The sequence below is a fragment of the Streptomyces sp. Ru72 genome (assembly GCF_002920635.1).
GTDB lineage: Bacteria > Actinomycetota > Actinomycetes > Streptomycetales > Streptomycetaceae > Streptomyces.
In genome coordinates this window covers 166,833-188,064 of the sequence record NZ_PQSR01000001.1, presented here as the reverse complement: position 1 = coordinate 188,064, position 21,232 = coordinate 166,833, and the positions used below count along the sequence as shown (strand labels likewise).

General features: G+C 69.2%; 19 protein-coding genes, 1 tRNA gene and 1 pseudogene. 13 read left to right on the top strand and 8 right to left on the bottom strand.

Annotated features, from left to right (window positions below; translation table 11 throughout):
- The first annotated feature begins 14 nt into the window (after positions 1-14).
- The 5 genes from C3488_RS00880 (at position 15) to C3488_RS41220 (ending at position 5,834) form a co-directional block, all read left to right on the top strand.
- Complete coding sequence (locus C3488_RS00880; protein WP_103837326.1) at positions 15-1,367, top strand: FAD-binding oxidoreductase; 1,353 nt, start codon at positions 15-17, stop codon at positions 1,365-1,367.
- 98 nt (positions 1,368-1,465) lie between these two features.
- Complete coding sequence (locus C3488_RS00875) at positions 1,466-2,560, top strand: hypothetical protein (protein WP_103837325.1); 1,095 nt, start codon at positions 1,466-1,468, stop codon at positions 2,558-2,560.
- Between the two features lie 44 nt (positions 2,561-2,604).
- Positions 2,605-3,777, top strand: a complete 1,173-nt coding sequence (locus C3488_RS00870) for a DUF5624 domain-containing protein (protein WP_103837324.1) — start codon at positions 2,605-2,607, stop codon at positions 3,775-3,777.
- 59 nt (positions 3,778-3,836) lie between these two features.
- Positions 3,837-4,697 (top strand): alpha/beta fold hydrolase, encoded by an 861-nt coding sequence (locus C3488_RS00865; protein WP_103837323.1) that lies wholly within the window; start codon positions 3,837-3,839, stop codon positions 4,695-4,697.
- 318 nt (positions 4,698-5,015) lie between these two features.
- Positions 5,016-5,834, top strand: coding sequence for a hypothetical protein (locus C3488_RS41220; protein ID WP_258053228.1), 819 nt, complete (start codon positions 5,016-5,018; stop codon positions 5,832-5,834).
- An 86-nt stretch (positions 5,835-5,920) separates the two neighbouring features.
- Here the strand turns inward: C3488_RS41220 and C3488_RS00855 are convergent.
- Positions 5,921-6,004: transfer RNA gene (locus tag C3488_RS00855), tRNA-Leu, on the bottom strand.
- 731 nt (positions 6,005-6,735) lie between these two features.
- On the opposite strand from C3488_RS00855, the gene C3488_RS00850 reads away from it, so the two are divergent.
- The 7 genes and pseudogenes from C3488_RS00850 to C3488_RS42480 form a co-directional block, all read left to right on the top strand.
- Positions 6,736-7,581 carry a DUF3662 and FHA domain-containing protein gene (locus tag C3488_RS00850; RefSeq protein WP_103837322.1) on the top strand — a complete coding sequence of 282 codons (846 nt, stop codon included), beginning with the start codon at positions 6,736-6,738 and terminating at the stop codon, positions 7,579-7,581.
- 10 nt (positions 7,582-7,591) lie between these two features.
- A complete protein-coding gene (locus C3488_RS00845) occupies positions 7,592-8,104 on the top strand; it encodes an FHA domain-containing protein (protein ID WP_103837321.1) in 513 nt (170 codons plus the stop codon).
- A gap of 120 nt (positions 8,105-8,224) precedes the next feature.
- Entirely contained in the window at positions 8,225-9,736 is a 1,512-nt protein-coding gene (locus tag C3488_RS00840) for a Stp1/IreP family PP2C-type Ser/Thr phosphatase (RefSeq protein ID WP_258053227.1), read from the top strand.
- A 27-nt stretch (positions 9,737-9,763) separates the two neighbouring features.
- The gene (locus tag C3488_RS00835) at positions 9,764-11,200 is read left to right on the top strand and encodes an FtsW/RodA/SpoVE family cell cycle protein (RefSeq protein ID WP_103837319.1); all 1,437 of its coding nucleotides are present in this window, start codon (positions 9,764-9,766) and stop codon (positions 11,198-11,200) included.
- On the top strand, positions 11,197-12,684 hold the full coding sequence (locus C3488_RS00830; protein ID WP_103837318.1) for a penicillin-binding protein 2: 1,488 nt from the start codon (positions 11,197-11,199) through the stop codon (positions 12,682-12,684). Before C3488_RS00835 ends, C3488_RS00830 begins: the two co-directional genes overlap by 4 nt.
- A 170-nt stretch (positions 12,685-12,854) precedes the next feature.
- Entirely contained in the window at positions 12,855-14,849 is a 1,995-nt protein-coding gene (gene pknB, locus C3488_RS00820; protein ID WP_103837317.1) for a Stk1 family PASTA domain-containing Ser/Thr kinase, read from the top strand.
- A gap of 98 nt (positions 14,850-14,947) precedes the next feature.
- A pseudogene (locus C3488_RS42480) lies at positions 14,948-15,178 on the top strand (restriction endonuclease); the annotation flags it as partial.
- A 54-nt stretch (positions 15,179-15,232) separates the two neighbouring features.
- Here the strand turns inward: C3488_RS42480 and C3488_RS00810 are convergent.
- From C3488_RS00810 to C3488_RS00785, 6 genes are read right to left on the bottom strand one after another with little or no spacing between them, the layout of a single operon-like run.
- A complete protein-coding gene (locus tag C3488_RS00810; protein WP_103837316.1) occupies positions 15,233-15,973 on the bottom strand; it encodes a class E sortase in 741 nt (246 codons plus the stop codon).
- 50 nt (positions 15,974-16,023) lie between these two features.
- The gene (locus C3488_RS00805; protein ID WP_103837315.1) at positions 16,024-17,166 is read right to left on the bottom strand and encodes a class E sortase; all 1,143 of its coding nucleotides are present in this window, start codon (positions 17,164-17,166) and stop codon (positions 16,024-16,026) included.
- A complete protein-coding gene (locus tag C3488_RS00800) occupies positions 17,163-17,801 on the bottom strand; it encodes an aminodeoxychorismate/anthranilate synthase component II (protein WP_103837314.1) in 639 nt (212 codons plus the stop codon). Before C3488_RS00800 ends, C3488_RS00805 begins: the two co-directional genes overlap by 4 nt.
- Entirely contained in the window at positions 17,798-17,959 is a 162-nt protein-coding gene (locus tag C3488_RS00795; protein ID WP_181138833.1) for a hypothetical protein, read from the bottom strand. The genes C3488_RS00800 and C3488_RS00795 overlap by 4 nt, the downstream gene beginning before the upstream one ends.
- Positions 17,960-18,011: 52 nt before the next feature.
- Positions 18,012-18,692: a class E sortase gene (locus C3488_RS00790; protein ID WP_103837313.1), complete on the bottom strand. Its 681-nt coding sequence runs from the start codon at positions 18,690-18,692 to the stop codon at positions 18,012-18,014.
- A 30-nt stretch (positions 18,693-18,722) separates the two neighbouring features.
- Positions 18,723-19,526 carry a DUF881 domain-containing protein gene (locus tag C3488_RS00785; RefSeq protein WP_103837312.1) on the bottom strand — a complete coding sequence of 268 codons (804 nt, stop codon included), beginning with the start codon at positions 19,524-19,526 and terminating at the stop codon, positions 18,723-18,725.
- Between the two features lie 141 nt (positions 19,527-19,667).
- Here C3488_RS00785 and crgA point away from each other — a divergent pair, with 141 nt between their 5' ends.
- Positions 19,668-19,922, top strand: a complete 255-nt coding sequence (gene crgA, locus C3488_RS00780; protein ID WP_103837311.1) for a cell division protein CrgA — start codon at positions 19,668-19,670, stop codon at positions 19,920-19,922.
- Positions 19,923-20,225: 303 nt separating this feature from the next.
- Here the strand turns inward: crgA and C3488_RS00775 are convergent, their stop codons facing one another.
- On the bottom strand, positions 20,226-21,137 hold the full coding sequence (locus C3488_RS00775) for a rhomboid family intramembrane serine protease (protein ID WP_103837380.1): 912 nt from the start codon (positions 21,135-21,137) through the stop codon (positions 20,226-20,228).
- Positions 21,138-21,232: the final 95 nt, after the last annotated feature.

The window sequence follows — 21,232 nt, the reverse complement described above, 5'->3', positions numbered from 1 at the left end:
CCGCGGAGGCATCCATGCGCACCATCGACAGCTCACCGCCGGCCTCTCGGCTCTCCCTGCCCGACAGTCTCGCCGCGGTCGCGATCCGGCCGGGCGACAGCGACTACGACAACGTGCGGCACACCTACACCCGCACCGGATCACCGGCCGCCGTGATACGCGTCCGCGATCACGAGGACATCGCAGCCGCCTTGGCCCACGCCCGCACCGCACAGCTTCCCCTCACCGTGCGCAGCGGCGGCCACGGCATCAGCGGCCGCTCCACCAACGACGGCGGCATCGTCGTCGACCTCTCCGCACTCAATGCCGTGAAGGTGCTCGACGCCCGATCCGGGCTGGTACGCGTGGAGGCGGGAGCACGCTGGGGAGACGTCGCCGCCCAGATCGCGCCCCACGGTCTGGCCCTGTCCTCTGGAGACACCGGAGACGTCGGAGTCGGCGGGCTGGCCACCACCGGCGGTATCGGCCTCATGTCCCGCCTGCACGGCCTCACCATCGATCGCATGCGCGCCGCCGAGCTGGTCCTGGCGGACGGCTCCCGGGTGCGGACGGACGCCGATCACGACCCGGATCTGTTCTGGGCGGTGCGCGGCGCGGGAGCCAACTTCGGGGTCGCGACGGCGTTCGAGTTCCAGGCCGAGCCGGTGGGCGACGTGATCGCCGCGGTCACCACTTTCGACGCCGGGGACACAGCCGCGTTCCTGACCCGGTGGGGGACCGCCGTGGAGGCGGCACCCCGAACGGTCACCAGCTTCCTGACGCTCATGGCGGGCCCCGGTGGACAGCCCGTCGCCCAGGCGATGACCGTGCACGCGGGGGCGGGCACCGAGACGGCGCGCAAGGCGCTCGCACCCGTGCTGTCCGCCGGACCCGTGCTGCGGAACCAGGCCTTCGTCACTCCGTACCACCAACTGCTGCCGGCCACGCACGCGGCGCAGCACGCGCAGCAGCCGCTCACGGTGTCGCGGTCCGGGCTGCTGGAACACATCACCGAGCCCGCCGCCGCGGCCATCGCGTCACTGCTGGTGGCCGGAAGGGCGCCCATGGTGCAGCTGCGGTCAGTCGGCGGAGCGGTCAACGACACGCCCTCGACAGCGATGGCCTACTCACACCGCACGCAGAACTTCTCGCTGATGGCCGCCACCCTGCCGGCGGGGCGCAAGAACCTCGACCGGCACTGGGAACAGCTTCACCCGCACCTCAAGGGGCTCTACCTGAGCTTCGAAACGGGCACGGGACGACGACAGCTGCAGGACGCCTTCCCCGGAGCGGTGCTCGACCGGCTCATGGTCCTCAAGTCGCGCTACGACCCCGACCACGTCTTCGACAACAACTTCGCCCTGCCGTCGGCGGACCTTCCCGGGTGACCCGGCCCAACGGCAGCCGCCGGGGCGACACGTCGACACGGACCGCGCCCGGTCAACGCACCCACCACCCGTACTTCCTGCGGAGAGGCCCGACAACCATGCCCAGCACACACCTCACCGAGTTCCAGTCCATCCCCACCTCGGGCGCCCGGGGCGTGGAGCCGTTCGACCTGGACGGCCTGCGGCTGCTCGCCATTCCCCAGCTCGCCTATGACGTGCCGGGCACCCCGGTGGACATGAACGGGGGAGACAGCGACACCGACCTGCTGCTGCTCAAGCGAGGCGACCAGGGGTACGAGCCGTTCCAACGCGTGTCGTTGCCGGGCGGCGAGGACGCGGAGTTCTTCCGTATCGGCGACCGCTCCTTCCTCGCCGTGGCAAGCATCCGTACCGGTAAAGGCCCTTATCAGTTCGCCGCCACCTCACGTGTGCTCGAATGGGACGGCAGCTCCTTCGTCGAGTTCCAGTCCTTCGACAGCTTCGCCGCCAAGCAGTGGAAGCACTTCATGATCGAGGACCGTCACTTCCTGGCCCTGGCCCAGGGAGTGGTCATCCCCGGGCAGGAGGACGACAACCTGCCCTCCCCGATATTCGTCTGGGACGGTGAACGCTTCGTCCACTTCCAGGACATCGACTCCCAGTGGGCCTACAACTGGCATGCCTTCGCAGTCGACGGCCAGCACTTCCTGGCGCACGCGGAGCATGTCGGTCCGTCGGTGCTCTACCGCTTCGACGGAGAGAAGTTCCAGTGGCACCAGGAGCTGGCCGACCGGCACGGCCGCGCGTTCGTGCACTTCGCCATCGACGGCGAATTCTTCCTGCTGGTGGCCCGGCTGCAGAGCGAGTCGCAGCTGCTGCGCTGGGACGGCTCCCGCTTCGTCGTCCATCAGACGCTGCCCGGGCTGGGAGCGCGCGAGTTCGCCGTCGTGCCGGCCCCGGACGGGACCTTGTACGTCGTGCGCGTGAACTTCGTCCTAGGCACTCCGGCCGACCCGACCACCGACCTCGACTCCGAGATCTACCAGTGGCGCGACGGGCAGCTGGTACGCACGGAGACCTTCCCCACCACGGGCGCCACCGACGTCGCCGTCATCCACGACGACGAGGAGGGGCTGCTGATCGCGGTCTCCCACAGTCTCACCGCCGACGTGCGCTTCGCCGCCCGCACCGTCCTCTACCGCTTCACCCCCTGAATCCCGCCGCTCCGCACCGCACCGCTCCACGACAAGGAACCGCCATGGCCGCCAACGAAAGCCCCGAGCTCGTCGACCTGTTCACCACCTACACGGCCGGGCCCACCAGCATCGGCTCCCACCTGACCCGTACCGCCGCCGCCGACACGGCCGACGCACCCCTGATCGTCGCCACCGGCACCGACTTCGCGCTCTACCCCGGCGGTGGCAAGCCCCCCACGGTCGAGGGCTTCCGCTTCTCCACCAAGGGCTTCAAGGAACTCGCCGGCGTCTCCCACCTCGGCCCCGCCGTCGCCACCCTCGTACAGCTGCGGGAGAAGTACGCGGATCCCGGCTGGCGCAACGAAACAGAGCGGCTGCTGACCGAGGTGCGGCGCAGCCGCGAGGCCAACAGTGCCGAACTGTGGCGCGACACCATCGCCGTCGAGACCTACCGCGGCCGCGAGCAGGCCATCGCCGACATGGCCGACTACACCTTCGCCGTCACCGACCGCTTCCTCAGCGCCGCCCTGGAGGACGAAACCCGCCTCAACGCCACCGCCCTGCGCACCGACTACCTGAAAAAGGGCACGGCCGAGGGGCACGGAACCGTCAACCACATGATGATCGCCACGTTCTTCCTCACCGGACTGGACATCTCCCGCCGCATCATCCACTGGTTCCGCGAGCAGCAGATCGACTGGAGCCGGGCCATGGTGGTCATCGCTGGCAAGCAGGGTCGCCCCACCGCCGGTGTCACCTGGAACACCTCCAGCGTCGCCACCATGCTCCTGGGCGCCTCCGGCTACCAGCTCCCCCTCGAACGCCTCTACATGGCGCCCCACGCCCCCACCTTCACCACCCCGCTGGACGGAGACCTGTCGAAGGTGGCGGCCCTGGAGCAGCCCCTGCGCCAGATCTGGTCCAACACCCGCGCCACCGTCGAACTGGGCGACCTGATGTTCCCCGGGCTTCCCCGCTACGCCCCCGGCCGTCTCGCCGTCCCCGACATCTCCGACCCGTCCGTCACCGAGATCAGTGAGATGCCCGTCATCCACGGCCCCGACGACTGGCGCGCCATGACCACCCGCCTCCGGATGGTCATGGAGGACCCCCGCCAGCTCCTGTCCGGCTCCGTCACGGACTACGCCGTCAGCCAGCTCGTCGCCGCCGACAACAACCCCGCCAAGGTGACCGTCCCCGGCCTGGACAACGTCACCTACCCGACCGGGCTGTGACCACCCGCAGCGGGAGGTGCCGCCCGGCACCTCCCGCCCGACGCCAGGAGCACGCCACCATGCCTCCGCTCAGCTTCGACCAGGCCCGCCACCTCGACGTAGAGGGAGGCAGGATCGCCTTCTACGAGACCGGTACGGGCAGCCGCCCCATCGTCTGGGTGCACGGCCTGCCTTTGGACTCCCGCTCCTGGGCCGCCCAGCAGGAGTTCTTCGACCACCACGCTCGCAACGTCTTCCTCGACCTGCGCGGCTACGGAGCCTCCGACAAACTACCCCCCGACGTGGAGAGCGTCACCGCCCTGTACACCGCCGACCTCGCGGCCCTCATCGCCCACCTCCGCCTGGAGAAGCCCACCGTGGTCGGCTTCGCATCGGCAGGGCACGTCGCACTGCGATTCGCCGCCCAGCACCCCGACCTGCTCGGCAAGCTCGCCGTCCTCAACGGCTCCCCCAAGTTCCGCCGCGGCGACGACTGGCCCCACGGCTTCGACGACGCCGCCATCGCCCACTTCACCGACGCCGCCCGCGACGGCGGCATCGAGGGCATCACCGACGCCGTCCTCGACCCCGGCCTGGTCTTCGCCGACGTCGACACCGCTCGCGCCACGGAACTCGGCTCCTGGTTCCGCGAGATGAGCTACAACGCGGGAGTCGAGACCCTGCTCGGCTTCTTCGACAACATCTCACGGGACGACGACCGCCACCTGCTCCCCGCCATCACCGCTCCCACCCTGCTGATGAGCAGCACCAGAGGCCAGGAAGTCCCCTCCGGAGTCTCCCTCCACCTGCGCCAGACCATCCCCCACGCCCGTCTGGCCGAACTCCCCGGCGCCGACCACTTCGCCTTCGCCACCCGCCCCGACCTCGTCAACGCTCTGCTGTACTCCTTCATCAACGACCGGCCCACCTCCGGTGACTGATCCTGCCGCCGGACATGGCCAGGTATGCAGGAGGGCGCGGCAGGAAAACGCCGGCCGATTCGGTTCGTGGCGGCACTGGGATCGGATCTGCCGTGTCGCCGTCCGCCGCAGGCACAGTGGCACGACAATCGCTGCGGTCCACTGTCCACCTTTCAGGGGTGGCCGGTATCCCTCACAGCCGGTCGGCGGTTGAACGGTGGGCCACAGTCGGAAGCGGCGGTCGTCGTGGACCGAATGTCCGCGGTCTTCGCCTCGCCGCTTCCACGCCCGGCGCGAGCAGTTGGGACCAGGCGGTGCGGCACCCCACCTTGTGCACCAATGATCCGCACCGCGTCGCCCGGCAGCACCCGGATCTACATCGTGGACGACCTCTGCGCCCACGCCAGCGCGGACATCCGCCGCTGGACCAAGGTGGCCTATCTGACCGACGTCGCCGACCGCGCCCGGCTCAACGCCGCGTACGCACGGTTCTTCACCTCGCCGCGGCCCCGCCCGGAGTTGCGTCGGAGTGGCGGCACTGCCGTACGGCGGCTGTTCTACCAGCGGATGATGTGCCCTGCCGCAGCAGGCAAGGCCCAGTGCCCCATCAAGCCCTACAGCATGGGTCGCGGCATCCACCTGCCCCTCATCGACCCGGAACCCAGCCCCACCAGTCCGCTCAAGGTCTGCCGCCAGCGCACGATCACCGTCAGCCCCGAAGCCGGCGCCAAGCAGTGGCAAGCCCTGGACTACGGCGGCCCGGAATGGCAGAAGATCTACTTCCGGCTCCGCAACAGCGTCGAGGGCTACAACGGCTACGCCAAGAACCCCTCGCCGAGGGCATCGAATCCGCGGGCTCCCGCCGTATCCGCGGCATCGCAGCACAAACGATCCTGCTCGCCTTCCAACTGGCCCACGCCAACCGCCGCAAGATCAGAAAGTGGCTGCACACCCTGTCGCTCGGCGGCGAACGCCCCCGCCGACGCACCCACCACCGGCGACCGAAAAAAGAGCCGAGGAGCTGGACCCGACCGGCCACCTGGCGCCAGCGGCCTAGATCGATCCGACTCCGGCACCACAGCACCACGAAGACAGGCCCCCACCCGTGAGATAGCTCACGCGCCGGGGCCTGCCGTATGCCCTGATCGGGCTGTGTGATGCCTCACAACGATCATGGAACGAGAAACGGGCCCCTGCGGTGACTTCCGTCACCTGCAGAGACCCGTTTCGTCGGTTTCTCTCTGTGCGCGAGGGGGGAGTTGAACCCCCACGCCCTTGCGGGCACTGGAACCTGAATCCAGCGCGTCTGCCTATTCCGCCACCCGCGCATTGGGTGTGTCCTCCGGCTCCGGCCCTTTCGGCCCGGCGCCTTCCGACACGCAGAACATTAGCACGCTGCGCAGGGTGGGTTCACATCCCTTTCCCCTGGGGCCCGCGGCCCCGCCCCCGGAAACCCCGCGCGACCAGCGACATCCCGAGCGCCCCGGCTCCCCGGCCCATCCCGGGCGCCTGTCCCCGCCGAACACCAGGCATGGCACCAGGCACGGAACACCAGACACCGACTCCAGACATCGAACATCCGGCCCTCGGCAGGCACGACCCGACATCCCCAGCTCAGCTCGGTCCACCCACCGACGCCTCAGCCCGACGCCCACCCTCAGCTCCCAGGCCTCCAGCTCCCTGCCCCCGCACCCCGGCCTCCCTCCGCCCCCGAGCCGCCGCCACGTCTCAAGGCGTGTCTGTTCACGTATCAACCTCGTACCGGTCCCGCGCATCTCTCCAGGAGGCGGGCCGGGTCCACAGCCGGGTGCGGGACACTGGTCTGCGGCCGCCTCTACGATCCATGGCGGGAGTACCACCGCGGAGTGCTCCGAGGAGTACGACAAGGAGTACGCCCGGAAGGTGTTCGAAGCGGCCGTCCGGAGGGAAACCCGGAGGCGTCGACACCCGTCGACAGGGCCGATGGGGGGAACCACCCGATTTTCCGGCGCGTGGATACGATCAGTAAGCAGTACCAGGTAAGCAGTACACAGGACGGCAACGACGGAGGAGGTGCCCCATGGGAGTCCTGAAGAAGTTCGAGCAACGTCTCGAAGGTCTGGTCAACGGCACCTTCGCCAAGGTCTTCAAGTCCGAGGTCCAGCCCGTGGAGATCGCCGGCGCGCTCCAGCGCGAGTGCGACAACAACGCGACCATCTGGAACCGCGACCGTACCGTCGTCCCGAACGACTTCATCGTGGAGCTGAGCGCGCCGGACTACGAGCGCCTGAGCCCCTACTCCGGGCAGCTCGGCGACGAGCTCGCCGGCATGGTGCGCGACTACGCCAAGCAGCAGCGCTACACCTTCATGGGCCCCATCAAGGTCCATCTGGAGAAGGCCGACGACCTCGACACCGGCCTGTACCGGGTACGCAGCCGTACGCTCGCCTCCTCCACCAACCAGCAGGCTCCCGCGCAGGGCGGCGCCACCGGGCGCCCAGGCGGCTACGGCTACCCGCCCGCCGCCCCGCCGGCGGGTGCTCCGCCCATGCCGTCCGCGCCACCGCCCGGCGGGCGTCCCGGCGGATACGGCTACCCGCAACCTGCCGGGCAGCGCCCCGGCGGTGCCCCGGCGTCCGGCGGGCGCACCCGCTACTGGATCGAGATCAACGGCACCCGCCATCAGATCTCCCGCCCGACGCTGGTGCTGGGGCGCAGCACCGACGCCGACGTGCGGATCGACGACCCCGGCGTCTCCCGCCGGCACTGCGAGATCCGGACCGGAACGCCCTCGACGATCCAGGATCTCGGCTCCACCAACGGCATCGTGGTGGACGGGCAGCACACCACCCGCGCTACGCTCCGCGACGGCTCGCGGATCGTCGTGGGCAGCACCACCGTTATCTATAGGCAAGCCGAAGGGTGAAGCGGGGGCAATGTCAGAGCTGACCCTCACGGTCATGCGGCTGGGTTTCCTGGCCGTACTGTGGCTGTTCGTGATCGTGGCCGTGCAGGTCATCAGGAGCGACCTGTTCGGTACGCGGGTCACCCAGCGCGGCGCGCGTCGCGAGGCCGCACGGCCGCAGCAGACCGCCCGCCAGGCGGCGCCCCCGCCGCAGCGCCAACAGCCGGGCGGCGGCCGGCAGCGCCGCGGGGCCCCCACCAAGCTGGTCGTCTCCGAGGGCTCGCTGACCGGGACGACGGTCGCGCTGCAGGGCCAGACCATCACGCTCGGCCGCGCCCATGACAGCACCATCGTGCTGGACGACGACTACGCCTCCAGCCGGCACGCCAGGATCTACCCCGACCGCGACGGCCAGTGGATCGTCGAGGACCTCGGGTCCACCAACGGCACGTACCTCGACCGGACCCGGCTGACGTCCCCCACACCGATTCCGCTGGGCGCGCCGATCCGCATCGGCAAGACCGTCATCGAGCTGCGGAAGTAGTACGACAATGAGCGAGCGGAGCGAGCACGCAGCGGCGGCCCCCACCCAGGGCCCCGGCGCGCTCCCGACCGGAGGGTGGGCACCGTGCGGATGTACCCGGAGCCGACGGGCGAGGTGCGCATGAGTCTGTCACTGCGCTTCGCCGCCGGATCGCACAAAGGCATGATCCGCGAGGGCAACGAGGACTCCGGTTACGCCGGTCCGCGCCTGCTCGCGATCGCCGACGGGATGGGCGGCCAGGCCGCCGGCGAGGTCGCCTCGTCCGAGGTGATCTCCACCATCGTCGCGCTCGACGACGACATCCCCGGCTCCGACATCCTCACCTCGCTCGGCACCGCGGTGCAGCGCGCCAACGACCAGCTGCGCGCCATGGTCGAGGAGGACCCCCAGCTCGAGGGCATGGGGACCACGCTCACCGCGCTGCTGTGGACCGGTCAGCGGCTCGGCCTCGTCCACGTCGGCGACTCCCGCGCGTACCTGCTGCGGGACGGCGTCCTCACACAGATCACCCAGGACCACACCTGGGTGCAGCGGCTCGTCGACGAGGGCCGCATCACCGAGGAGGAGGCCACCACCCACCCGCAGCGATCCCTGCTGATGCGTGCGCTGGGCAGCGGCGACCACGTCGAACCGGACCTGTCCATCCGCGAGGTGCGCGCCGGCGACCGGTACCTGATCTGCTCGGACGGGCTGTCGGGGGTGGTCTCCCACCAGACGCTGGAGGAGACCCTCGCCAGCTACCACGGCCCCGAGGAGACCGTGCAGGCTCTGATCGAGCTGGCGCTGCGCGGCGGCGGCCCCGACAACATCACGGTGATCGTGGCCGACGTGCTGGACCTGGACACCGGGGACACCCTCGCCGGGCACCTGTCCGACACCCCGGTCGTGGTGGGCGCGGTCGCCGAGAACCAGAACCACCTGCACGACAACGGCATCATGCAGACGCCCGCGGGCCGCGCCGCCGGCCTGGGCCGCCACGCGGCCGGGCACGGCGGCGGCGGCGAGTTCGGGCCGCCCGGCAGCGGCGACACCACCGGGTACATCCCCGCGGGCAGCTTCGGCGACTACACCGACGAGGACTTCGTCAAGCCGAGGAAGAGCCGCAGGTGGCTGAAGAGATCCTTCTACACGGTCCTCGCGCTCGCCGTCATCGGCGGCGGCTGCTACGGCGCCTACCGGTGGACGCAGACGCAGTACTACGTCGGCGCCAACGCAGAGCACGTCGCGCTGTACCGCGGCATCAGCCAGGACCTGGCCTGGGTGTCGCTGTCCAAGGTGGAGAAGGACCACCCGGAGATCGAACTCAAGTACCTGCCGCCGTACCAGCAGAAGCAGGTCAAGGCGACCATCGCCGAGGGCGGTCTCCAGGCGGCCCAGTCGAAGATCTCCGAGCTGGCCGTGCAGGCGTCCGCGTGCAGGAAGGACGTCGAACGCCGCACCGCGGAGTCCAAGAACACCCCCAAGCCCGGCAGCACCACGGGAACCGCGAGCAACTCCCCGACGTCCAAGGCCACACCGACTCCGAACCCCTCGGCGTCGGCGTCCAAGACCCAGACCGCACCCACTCCCACACCCGGCCCCAGCCTCTCGGAGCAAGAGCAGAAGGTCGTCTCACTGTGCGGTAAGCAGTAAGCAAGCCGTGAGGGGCCCTGTCACACCATGAGCAGCAGTACGAACACGTCGACGCACCACACGTCCACGATCGGCGCGATCGGCACACCGAGCCGCCGCAACACCGAGCTGGCGCTGCTGGTGTTCGCCGTCGTCATCCCGGTGTTCGCCTACGCCAACGTGGGCCTCGCCATCAACAACAAGGTGCCGCCCGGCCTGCTGAGCTACGGTGTCGGCCTCGGTCTGCTGGCGGGCGTCGGCCACCTCGTCGTACGGAAGTTCGCCCCGTATGCCGACCCGCTGCTACTGCCGCTGGCGACCCTGCTCAACGGCCTCGGTCTGGTGGTGATCTGGCGGCTCGACCAGTCCAAGCTGCTGCAGGCGATCGGCCAGGCGGGCAGCGCGGCGCCGAAGCAGCTGCTGTACACCGGGCTGGGCATCGCGCTGTTCGTCGCCGTGCTGGTCTTCCTCAAGGACCACCGGGTCCTGCAGCGCTACACCTACATCTCCATGGTCACGGCGCTGGTCCTGCTGATCCTGCCGCTCATCCCGGGTCTCGGCGCCAACATCTACGGCGCGAAGATCTGGATCCACGTCGGCAGCTTCTCCATCCAGCCCGGTGAGTTCGCGAAGATCGTGCTGGCGATCTTCTTCGCCGGCTACCTGATGGTGAAGCGCGACGCGCTCGCCCTGGCCAGCCGCCGCTTCATGGGTCTGTACCTGCCGCGCGGACGTGACCTCGGACCGATCCTCGTCGTCTGGGCGATCTCGATCCTCATCCTGGTCTTCGAGACGGACCTCGGTACGTCGCTGCTGTTCTTCGGAATGTTCGTCATCATGCTGTACGTCGCCACCGAGCGGACCAGCTGGATCGTCTTCGGTCTGCTGATGTCCGCGGCCGGCGCCGTCGGCGTGGCCAGCATCGAGCCGCACGTGAAGATGCGCGTCCAGGCCTGGCTCGACCCGATGAAGGAGTACACCCTCAGCCGCCAGGGCGTCGGCGGCCACTCCGAGCAGCTGCAGCAGGCCCTGTGGGCGTTCGGGTCCGGCGGCACCCTCGGCACCGGCCTCGGCCAGGGCCACTCCGACCTGATCCGCTTCGCCGCCAACTCCGACTTCATCCTCGCCACCTTCGGCGAGGAGCTGGGCCTGGCCGGCATCATGGCGCTCCTGCTGATCTACGGCCTGATCGTGGAGCGCGGCGTCCGCACCGCCCTCGCCGCCCGCGACCCGTTCGGCAAGCTGCTGGCCGTCGGCCTGTCCGGCGCGTTCGCGCTGCAGGTCTTCGTGGTCGCCGGCGGTGTGATGGGGCTCATCCCGCTGACCGGTATGACGATGCCCTTCCTGGCGTACGGAGGTTCCTCCGTGATCGCCAACTGGGCCCTGATCGGCATCCTGCTGCGCATCAGCGACACCGCGCGCCGCCCGGCCCCCGCCCCCGCCCCGAACCCCGACGCCGAAATGACCCAGGTGGTCCGACCGTGAACAAGCCCCTGCGCCGGATCGCGCTCTTCTGCGGGCTCCTCGTCCTCGCGCTGCTCGTCCGCGACAACTGGCTCCAGTACCTCCAGGCCGACAGCCTGCGTACCGACCCGAACAACCGCCGTGTCCTCATCGCGCGGTACTCCACCCCGCGCGGCGACATCATCGTGGACGGCAACCCCATCACCGGGTCCAAGGAGACGCCCACCAACAGTCTCAACGACTTCAAGTACAAGCGAACCTACAAGGACGGCGCGATGTGGGCGCCGGTCACCGGCTACGCCTCGCAGGCCTTCGGCGCCACGCAGCTGGAGTCCATCGAGGACGGCATCCTCACCGGCACCGACGACCGGCTGTTCTTCCGCAACACCCTCAACATGCTGACGGGCAAGCAGCAGCAGGGCGGCAACGTCGTCACCACCCTCAACGCGGCCGCGCAGAAGGCCGCCTACGACGGTCTGAAGAAGGTCGGCGGCAAGGGCGCGGCCGTGGCGCTCGACCCGCAGACCGGGGCGATCCTGGCGCTGGCCTCCTACCCGTCGTACGACCCGTCCACGTTCGCGGGCAACTCCCTGTCGACGGACTCCAAGGCCTGGCAGAAGCTGCAGAAGAAGAACGACCCGAGCGACCCGATGCTGAACCGGGCGCTGCGCGAGACCTACCCGCCCGGCTCCACCTTCAAGGTGGTCACCGCGGCGGCGGCCCTGGAGAACGGGCTGTACACCAGCGCGGACGACCCGACCAGGTCCCCGCTGCCCTACACCCTCCCCAACACCAGGACGGAACTGAAGAACGAGGGGAACATCCCCTGCGAGAACGCGACCATGCGCGAGGCGCTGCGGTACTCCTGCAACACCGTCTTCGGCAAGATCGGCGCCGACCTCGGCAAGGACAAGATGCTCGAGGAGGCGAAGAAGTTCGGCTTCGACTCCGAGCAGTACACGCCGGTGCGCTCGGTCGCCTCCACCTTCCCCGAGAAGATGGACCGGCCGCAGACCGCGCTCAGCTCCATCGGCCAGTTCGAGACCGCCGCGACGCCGCTGCAGATGGCCATGGTCGCCTCCGCCGTCGCCAACGACGGCAAGCTGATGAAGCCGTACATGGTGGACAAGCTGCAGGCGCCCAGCCTCGACGTGATCACGCAGACCCAGCCGGAGGAACTGAGCCGGCCGCTGTCGGAGAAGAACGCCCAGATCCTGCAGTCGATGATGCAGACCGTCGTCGAGAAGGGCACCGGCACCAACGCGCAGATCCCCGGCGTCACCGTGGGCGGCAAGACCGGTACCGCCCAGCACGGTCTGAACAACAGCGAGAAGCCGTACGCCTGGTTCATCTCGTTCGCCAAGCTCAAGGACGGCAGCTCGCCCGTCGCCGTGGCCGTGGTGGTCGAGGACGACAAGGCCAACCGTGACGACATCTCCGGTGGCGGCCTCGCCGCCCCCATCGCGAAGAACGTGATGGAGGCGGTCATCAACAGCAAGAAGTGACCCCTGTCACGTCCCCTTCACATCGGTGCACGTTGCGATACCGGTCCTGTATCGGGTGGCGGATGTGGCCAGGTCACACACAGCGAGCCGGGTACCGTATGCCCGGACAGCACACCGCCGGACCACACGAGGGTGTGGTCGGGACCGACGGAGAGGGCTGGTAGGAAGCTATGGAAGAGCCGCGTCGCCTCGGCGGCCGGTACGAGCTGGGCCAGGTGCTCGGCCGTGGTGGCATGGCCGAGGTCTACCTCGCGCACGACACCCGCCTCGGCCGCACCGTGGCGGTGAAGACGCTGCGCGCCGACCTGGCGCGCGACCCTTCCTTCCAGGCCCGGTTCCGCCGGGAGGCCCAGTCGGCCGCCTCGCTGAACCATCCCGCGATCGTCGCGGTGTACGACACGGGCGAGGACTACATCGACGGGGTCTCGATCCCGTACATCGTGATGGAGTACGTCGACGGCTCCACCCTGCGTGAGCTTCTTCACAGCGGCCGCAAGCTGCTGCCGGAGCGCGCCATGGAGATGACCATCGGCATCCTCCAGGGCCTGGAGTACGCCCACCGCAACGGCATCGTCCACCGTGACATCAAGCCCGCGAACGTCATGCTGACGCGCAACGGCCAGGTCAAGGTGATGGACTTCGGTATCGCCCGCGCCATGGGCGACGCCGGCATGACCATGACGCAGACCGCGGCGGTCATCGGCACCGCCCAGTACCTCTCGCCCGAGCAGGCGAAGGGCGAGCAGGTCGACTCGCGTTCGGACCTGTACTCGACGGGCTGCCTGCTCTACGAGCTGCTCACGGTCCGCCCGCCCTTCGTCGGCGACTCCCCGGTCGCGGTGGCCTACCAGCACGTCCGCGAGGAGCCCCAGCCGCCGAGCGTCTTCGACCCCGAGATCACGCCTGAGATGGACGCGATCGTGCTGAGGGCGCTGGTCAAGGACCCCGACTACCGCTACCAGAGCGCCGACGAGATGCGCGCCGACATCGAGGCGTGCCTCGACGGCCAGCCGGTCGCGGCGACCGCGGCGATGGGCTCGGTCGGCTACGGCGGCTACCCCGACGACCAGCCGACGACGGCCCTGCGCTCCGACCCGGGCGCCGGCGCGACGACGATGATGCCGCCGATGAACCCGGACGACGGGGGCTACGGCTACGACGACCGCCCGGACCGCCGCCGCCAGCCCAAGAAGTCGAACACCTCCACGATCCTCCTGGTCGTCGCGGGCATCCTGGTCCTGGTGGGCGCGATCCTCATCGGCAAGTGGATCTTCAGCGGCCACGGCGGGATCGGCAACGACACCGTGCCGGCTCCCAACTTCGTCGGCCAGTCCCAGAAGGACGCGCAGACGCTCGCGGACAACTCGGACCTGAAGCTCTCCATCTCGAGGAAACCCTGCGAAGACCAGCAGAAGGGCAACGTCTGCTCCCAGGACCCGACGCCGAGCACCGAGGTCAAGAAGGGCAGCACCGTCAATCTGGTGGTGTCCACCGGGGCGCCCAAGGTGGCGGTGCCGGACGTGCGGGGACTGCAGTTCGACAAGGCGAAGTCCCAGCTCGAGGGCAAGGGTTTCGTGGTCGAGAAGAAGACGGCGGAGTCCGACCAGACTCCGGGCGTCGTCACCGACCAGAACCCCGCGGGCGGCACGGATCGGGAGAAGGGCTCGACGATAACCCTCACGGTGGCCGCGGCCCCGCAGACGGTGACGGTGCCGGATGTGAGGAACCAGTCCTGTGACGACGCCAAGAAGCAGCTGCAGGCCAGCAACCTCACGCCGGGCAACTGCGTCGACACCGACACCACCGACCCGAACCAGGTCGGCAAGGTCATACAGACCAACCCCGGGGTGCTCACCCAGGTGAAGGCGGGCACGACGGTCACCATCCAGATAGGCAAGCTGGCCAACCAGCAGACGCAGGTCCCGAACGTCTTCGGCCAGAAGCTGAGCGACGCGGTGAAGACCCTGCAGCAGAAGGGCTTCACCCGCATTCAGGTCAACGGCCCGACGGACGGCAACTCCCGGGTCACCGCCCAGGACCCGCAGCCCAACGCCCAGGCCGACCCGAACAGCCAGACGATCACCCTGACCACGGTGCCGGCCGGAGGAAACAACGGCGGCGGCAACGACGGCGGCGGCTTCTTCAGCGGACTGACCGGCGGCTGAGGCCGACCGGCCCGCACCGGGCCACGCCCGACGATCGAGCCCCGGCACCTGCAGGTGCCGGGGCTCTCGCGTGGAACCAAGCCCGCACGTCCAGCTCTTTGTACGACGTCCGACCACATCTCGATCACCGCTCAGAACTTGAACGTCACGTCGCCGACCTGCTCCGGCGCGACGGCTGTACAGATGTGGTCGTGCGGAGGGCCAACAGCGACCGAGGAATCGACGTCACCGCCCGCACGGCCGACGGGCGCACGGCGGCCGTCCAGTGCAAGCGGTACAACCATCGGCAGTACGTGTCGAGCGCGGGCATGCAGAAGTTCGCCGGTGCCGCGCGGACCGTCGAGCCTGTGGTAGTTGCGGCTTCCTCACAGGGGCTGTGTCGCTCAGCCCAGCTCCTTCGGCGGCGTCCGTTCGCTGTCCACCTTCTGCACCCGCACCAGTTCGCCCCACACGATGTACCGGTACTCCGAGGTGTAGACGGGGGTGCACGTCGTCAGGGTGATGTAGTGGCCCGGCTTCTTCACGCCCGCCTCCTTCGGGATCGCCGAGAGCACCTTCACGTTGTACTTCGAGGTCTCGGGGAGGATCGCGAAGACCTTGTAGACGTACCAGTCGTCCTTCGTCTCGAAGACGATCGGGTCGCCCTTCTTCAGCTTGTCGATGTTGTGGAACTTCGCCCCGTGCCCGTCCCGGTGCGCGGCCAGCGTGAAGTTGCCCGCCCTGCCCGTCATCGGCAGCGTCGCCTTGACCGGGTCCGTGTAGTAGCCGGCCACGCCGTCGTTGAGGACGCTCGTCGACGTGCCCTTCTCGACCAGCACCTCGCCGTTCCTCATCGCCGGCACGTGCAGGAAGCCGATGCCGTCCTTCGTGTCCAGGGCGCCCGGGCCGCTGTCCTTCTCGGCCGCCCAGTGGTCGCGCACCTTGTCGCCCTGATGGTCGGCCCTGCGGTCCGCTATGACGTTCGTCCACCACAGGGAGTAGACGACGAACAGGCCCAGCACCAGGCCAGCCGTGATCAGCAGCTCGCCGAAGACGCTGACGGCCAGCGCGATCCGGCCGCGCCCGCGGCCCCGAGCCGACGGGGAAGCGGCGGTCCGCTCGTCCTGGTCGGTGGTCACTCCCACTGCATCTGCCCTGTCTGTTCCACGTGCCCGTGCGTCCACGTGCCCTGCGCCTACGAGATGAGCGCGTCCGGCTTGCCCTTGCTGCGCGGCCGTTCCTCGACCATCTTGCCCCACACGATCAGCCGGTACTTGCTGGTGAACTCCGGCGTGCACGTGGTCAATGTGATGTAGCGGCCCGGTGCGGTGAAACCCGATCCCTTCGGGATCGGGTCCAGGACACTGGTGTTCGCCGGGGACGTCACCGGCAGCATCGACGTCATCTTGTAGACGTAGTACTCGTCCTGCGTCTCCACCACGATCGCGTCACCCGGCTGGAGACGGTTGATGTACCGGAACGGCTCGCCGTGCGTGTTCCGGTGCCCCGCGAGCCCGAAGTTGCCCGTCTTGTCGCTCGGCATCGCCGTCTTCAGGCTGCCCTCGCCGTAGTGCCCGACCATGCCCTTGTCCAGCACCTCGGTCTTGCTGGTGCCCTCCGCGATCGGCGCCACCACGTCCAGCTTCGGGATGTGCAGGATGGCGAAGCCCTGCCCCGGCGCGAACACCCCCGGCTCCCGCTTGCCGCTCGCCCAGTCCTGCTGGAGGTGCTGCGCGGCGCTGCCCGCCTCCTGATGCGCCCGCACGTTCGACCACCACAGCTGATACGTCACGAACAGCAGCATCACCACACCGGTGGTGATGAACAGCTCGCCCACCACGCGGCTCGCCACGACCGCCGCACCGGGCTTCTGCGCCCTCGCCGCCCGCCGGGCCTCCACCCGGGAACGCGGCGCCTGAGCGGGCGTCCCCGCGGCCTTCTCGGGCGTCTGCGGCCCGCTCCCGCGCCGCCCGTGCCTCCGGGCCGCCTTGCGGCGCGCGGCGCGGCCACCGGGCGCGGGAGCGGCCTCGGCGGGGCGGTTCGCCGCCCGCCGCGCCTCCTCGATGTCCAAGGCGCGCAACGCGACGGTCTCGTTGTCCACCGGCAGCGGCTCGTCGTACGACGGGAGCACCGCCGTCGCGTCGTACCCCTGCTGGGGCTCGTAGGTCTGCTGCGGCGTCTGCTGCCCGTACTCCCCGGCACCCTGCCACTGAGGGCCCGGATCCTGCCCCTGCCACACGCCGAAGTCCCCGTACGGCTGCTGCCCGTACGAGGACCCTTGCTCCGCGGCGTCCCCGTAGGTGGCGCCGGTCTCGCGCTCGGGGCGCAGCGCGGTCACGCCGTGGCCCTGCCCACCACCGGGGCGAGCCCCACCGACCTCGCCACGGCCCCCTCGTCACCGCACTCCACCAGCCAGTTGGCCAGCATGCGGTGACCGTGCTCGGTCAGCACCGACTCGGGGTGGAACTGCACACCCTCCACCCGCAGCTCCCGGTGCCTGAGACCCATGATGATCCCGTCGTGCGTGCGCGCCGTGACCTCCAGCTCGGCCGGGACGGTGGCCGGTTCGGCGGCCAGGGAGTGGTAGCGGGTCGCCGTGAAGGGGGACGGCAGGCCCGCGAAGACGCCCTTGCCCTCGTGCTCCACCAAGGACGTCTTGCCGTGCAGCAGCTCCGGCGCCCGGTCGACGACACCGCCGTACGCCACCTGCATCGACTGCATGCCCAGACAGACCCCGAACACCGGGACGCCCGTCGCGGCACAGTGGCGGACCATGTCGACGCAGACGCCCGCCTCCTCGGGGGTGCCAGGTCCGGGCGACAGCAGGACGCCGTCGAAGCCGTCCTGGGCATGCGCCGTCGACACCTCGTCGTTGCGCAGCACCTCGCACTCGGCGCCCAGCTGGTACAGGTACTGCACCAGGTTGAAGACGAAGCTGTCGTAGTTGTCGACGACGAGAATGCGCGCACTCACTGGTTGTCCACCGTCACATCGTTGAAGGGCAGCAGCGGTTCGGCCCACGGGAAGACGTACTGGAACAGGACGTACACCACGGCCAGGACCAGCACGACGGAAATCAGTGCCTTCAGCCACGCGTTCCCCGGCAGATGCCGCCAGATCCAGCCGTACATGCCGTCCCTTCCGTCTCACCACGGCACCAGACTCACGCCGTACGCCACCAGACTACTGGCGCAGAGCCGCCGGTTTCCCTGCCTCCGCAGGCTGTGTGGAATCCAGGTGCGCCCAGACGATCAGCCGGTGACTGTGCCCCCACTCGGGGTCGCACGTGGTCAACGTCAGATAGCGTCCAGGACGCGTGTACCCGGACGTACGTGGCACAGGGTCGATCACTTCAACGTCGGAGGGCACCGTTTTGTAAGGGCCTTTGTCGATCCGATACGTGAACCAGGTGGTGCCGTCGGTGAGGACCACCGCGTCGCCGGGCCGCAGCCTGGGGAAGTCCTTGAAGGGATCGCCGTATGTACGCCGGTGGCCGGCGACCGCGAAGTTGCCCACCTGCCCGAGCCGAGCAGCGCCCCTGTAGTGGCCCAGCCCCTTCTTGTCCACGGCGGTGTCCTCCAGCACGGGCTTGTTCCACGTGAAACCGAACCGCGGGACGGACATGACCGCGAACGGCCGGCCCGCGGCGTACGGGCCCGGACCGCCGGGGCTCGCGGCGCCCGTCGGCGCGGCGGACGTGCGCACCGCCTCCTTCGCCCACTGCTTCTGCAGCCGATCGATCTGGTCGTTCATCGCGCCGTCCGCCTTCACCCCGGTCCAGAACACCACGTAGACCACGAACAGCACGATGAGGGCACCCACGGTGACGCACAGTTCGCTGACGGTCCTGACGATCACGCGCACCGGCACGGATCCCCCCAGCGGCAGCGGCCTCTACTCCACGGGCTTGGCGTAGTGCAGGTCCACTGTGCCGGAGTAGCCGGGAAGAGTCACCGTCCCGTCCTCGGTGACTTTCCAGCCGAGGCCGTAGACGTTGACGTACACCATGTAGTTCTGGATCGCGGGCGAGTCCGCGAGCGCCTTCTGCAGCTTCTCCGGATCCCCGACGGCAGTGATCTTGTAAGGGGGCGAGTAGACGCGGCCCTGGAGGATCAGGGTGTTGCCGACGCAGCGCACCGCGCTGGTGGAGATCAGCCGCTGGTCCATGACCTTGATGCCGCGGGCGCCGCCCTGCCACAGCGCGTTCACCACGGCCTGGAGATCCTGCTGGTGGATCACCAGGTAGTCGGGCTGCGGCTCCGGGTATCCGGGCAGCTTGGCGGTGGCGTTCGGCGGGGCGTCGTTGAGGGTGACCGTGACGGCCCTGCCGGTGAGCTTCTGGGTGCCGGCGTCCTTCTCCAGCGCCGCGAGCCGGTTCTGCTCGGCCTTGCTCATGGTGCCGCCGGTCCGCTTGGCCAGGGCATCCACGGCGGAACGCAGGGCGGCGTCGGACTCGTCGAGCCGGGCGTTCTTGTGGCTGCGCTCCTGGATGAGGTCGGACAGCTTCAGCAGCGAGGTGTCGGTGCGGAGGTTGGTCCCCTTGGCCGTGTTGAAGCTTGTCATGAACAGGAGACCCGCGAGAGCGAAGACGCCCACGGTGAGCACCCGCACGGGCCGGAATCGGCGCGTGCGGACGGACGGGGTCCCCGCATCCGGGGAACCGGAACCCGTCCCGGGGGAGTCGGCCGTATCGCTCACGTACCCTTATCTCCTTCGGCGCCGCGGAAGCACTACGCTAACGGACGCCCGGGGGAGCGCTCATGTCCCCTTGTACGCTGCCCCCGGAGCCAGCCCCAGTTCCCTGCGCGGCGACGCAGCGCATCGACAGGAGAGACCCTCGTGCCGAAGTCACGTATCCGCAAGAAGGCCGACTACACGCCACCGCCGTCCAAGCAGGCCCAGGCCATCAAGCTGGAGAACCGCGGCTGGGTCGCGCCGGTCATGCTGGCCATGTTCCTCATCGGGCTGGCCTGGATCGTCGTCTTCTACGTGACCGACGGATCGCTGCCGATCCACGCGCTGCGCAACTGGAACATCGTGGTGGGCTTCGGGTTCATCGCCGCCGGGTTCGGCGTCTCCACCCAGTGGAAGTAGGGGCCTCACGCCCTTCCGCGGCCGGCTCTGCCCACAGTTGCACGCCGAGTTATCCACAGCCCTGTCCACAACTGCACAGCCAGTGGAAAAAGAACGACGATCTGTGGATAACCCGTCGGGCGTTGACGCCGGTATGACGGAATCACCGGCCCCCGCAAACCTGTTCGCCCCCTGTCCCACCTGGGAAAACTCCGGTCGGTGACAGGGGGCGCGTGCGTTCCCCGCAGCATGCACAAGATCCCGCGCTGGGCTGTGGACAACTCTGGGTACAACCCCGGGCTACGGCCTGTGCACATCCGCCACTCAGGTGAGCTGAGCTGTTCTCACCAGTGTGACGACCACCACAGCGGCCAGCACCAGCGCGCACACCCCGTACTGCACGAGGGCCCTCCGCCGGCGCGGGGCGTGGACCATGGCGTAGCCGCTGATCACGCCGGCGACCAGGCCTCCGATGTGAGCCTGCCAGGAGATGTTCATGCCCGGGCTGAAGGTGAAGATCAGGTTGATCACCAGCAGGGCGACGATCGGCCGCAGGTCGTAGTTCAGGCGGCGCATCAGGACGGCGGTGGCGCCGAAGAGGCCGAAGATGGCGCCGGAGGCACCGAGCGTTTCCGTGGTCGGGGAGGCCAGCAGATAGGCAAGCGCGCTGCCCGACAGCCCGGAGACGAAGTAGACCGCGAGGTAGCGGAGACGGCCGAGGGCTGCTTCCAGAGGTCCGCCGAGCCACCAGAGGCTGAGCATGTTGAAGGCGATGTGCCAGATCTCGTGGTGGGTGAACATCGAGGTCACCATGCGGTACCACTCGCCGCCCGCGACGCCCGCAGTGGGTGTGAAGGGCTTGGGCGGCCAGGCGCCGAGGAGGACCAGGTCGTTCAGCAGTGACGGGCGTACGTACCCCGCGATGAACACCGCGACGTTGATCCCGATGAGGATCTTCGTAAGCAGCCGGGGGTCGGCGGTGACCGTCCCGCCCGCGAGCGTGCGCGGCCGGGAGGCGGCCGGGGCGTGGCCCGTGCCGGATCCGGTGCGGACGCACTCGGGGCACTGGAAGCCCACCGAGGCGTCGACCATGCACTCCGGGCAGATGGGGCGCTCGCAGCGGGTGCATCGGATGCCGGTCTCGCGGTCCGGGTGCCGGTAGCAGACCGGCAGTTCCCGGGCCTCGGACGGTCCCTGGTTCTGCGGGCCCTGCGGGCTGCCTGGCGCCTGGTCCATGAGGTCCCTCACTTCTCCGTACGACGGGGTGCCCCGCCCCTCCTTCTACGGATGGGCGGGGCGCTTTTGTTCCCTCGTGCGGGGTGCCCTGTGGG

Excerpts from the sequence above, each read along its gene's own strand:
- C3488_RS00880 (WP_103837326.1), top strand. The coding sequence starts at position 15 with ATGCGCACCATCGACAGCTCACCGCCGGCCTCTCGGCTCTCCCTGCCC.
- C3488_RS00875 (WP_103837325.1), top strand. The coding sequence starts at position 1,466 with ATGCCCAGCACACACCTCACCGAGTTCCAGTCCATCCCCACCTCGGGC.
- C3488_RS00870 (WP_103837324.1), top strand. The coding sequence starts at position 2,605 with ATGGCCGCCAACGAAAGCCCCGAGCTCGTCGACCTGTTCACCACCTAC.
- C3488_RS00865 (WP_103837323.1), top strand. The coding sequence starts at position 3,837 with ATGCCTCCGCTCAGCTTCGACCAGGCCCGCCACCTCGACGTAGAGGGA.
- C3488_RS41220 (WP_258053228.1), top strand. The coding sequence starts at position 5,016 with ATGATCCGCACCGCGTCGCCCGGCAGCACCCGGATCTACATCGTGGAC.
- C3488_RS00850 (WP_103837322.1), top strand. The coding sequence starts at position 6,736 with ATGGGAGTCCTGAAGAAGTTCGAGCAACGTCTCGAAGGTCTGGTCAAC.
- C3488_RS00845 (WP_103837321.1), top strand. The coding sequence starts at position 7,592 with ATGTCAGAGCTGACCCTCACGGTCATGCGGCTGGGTTTCCTGGCCGTA.
- C3488_RS00840 (WP_258053227.1), top strand. The coding sequence starts at position 8,225 with ATGAGTCTGTCACTGCGCTTCGCCGCCGGATCGCACAAAGGCATGATC.
- C3488_RS00835 (WP_103837319.1), top strand. The coding sequence starts at position 9,764 with ATGAGCAGCAGTACGAACACGTCGACGCACCACACGTCCACGATCGGC.
- pknB (WP_103837317.1), top strand. The coding sequence starts at position 12,855 with ATGGAAGAGCCGCGTCGCCTCGGCGGCCGGTACGAGCTGGGCCAGGTG.
- C3488_RS00795 (WP_181138833.1), bottom strand. The coding sequence starts at position 17,959 with ATGTACGGCTGGATCTGGCGGCATCTGCCGGGGAACGCGTGGCTGAAG.
- C3488_RS00775 (WP_103837380.1), bottom strand. The coding sequence starts at position 21,137 with ATGGACCAGGCGCCAGGCAGCCCGCAGGGCCCGCAGAACCAGGGACCG.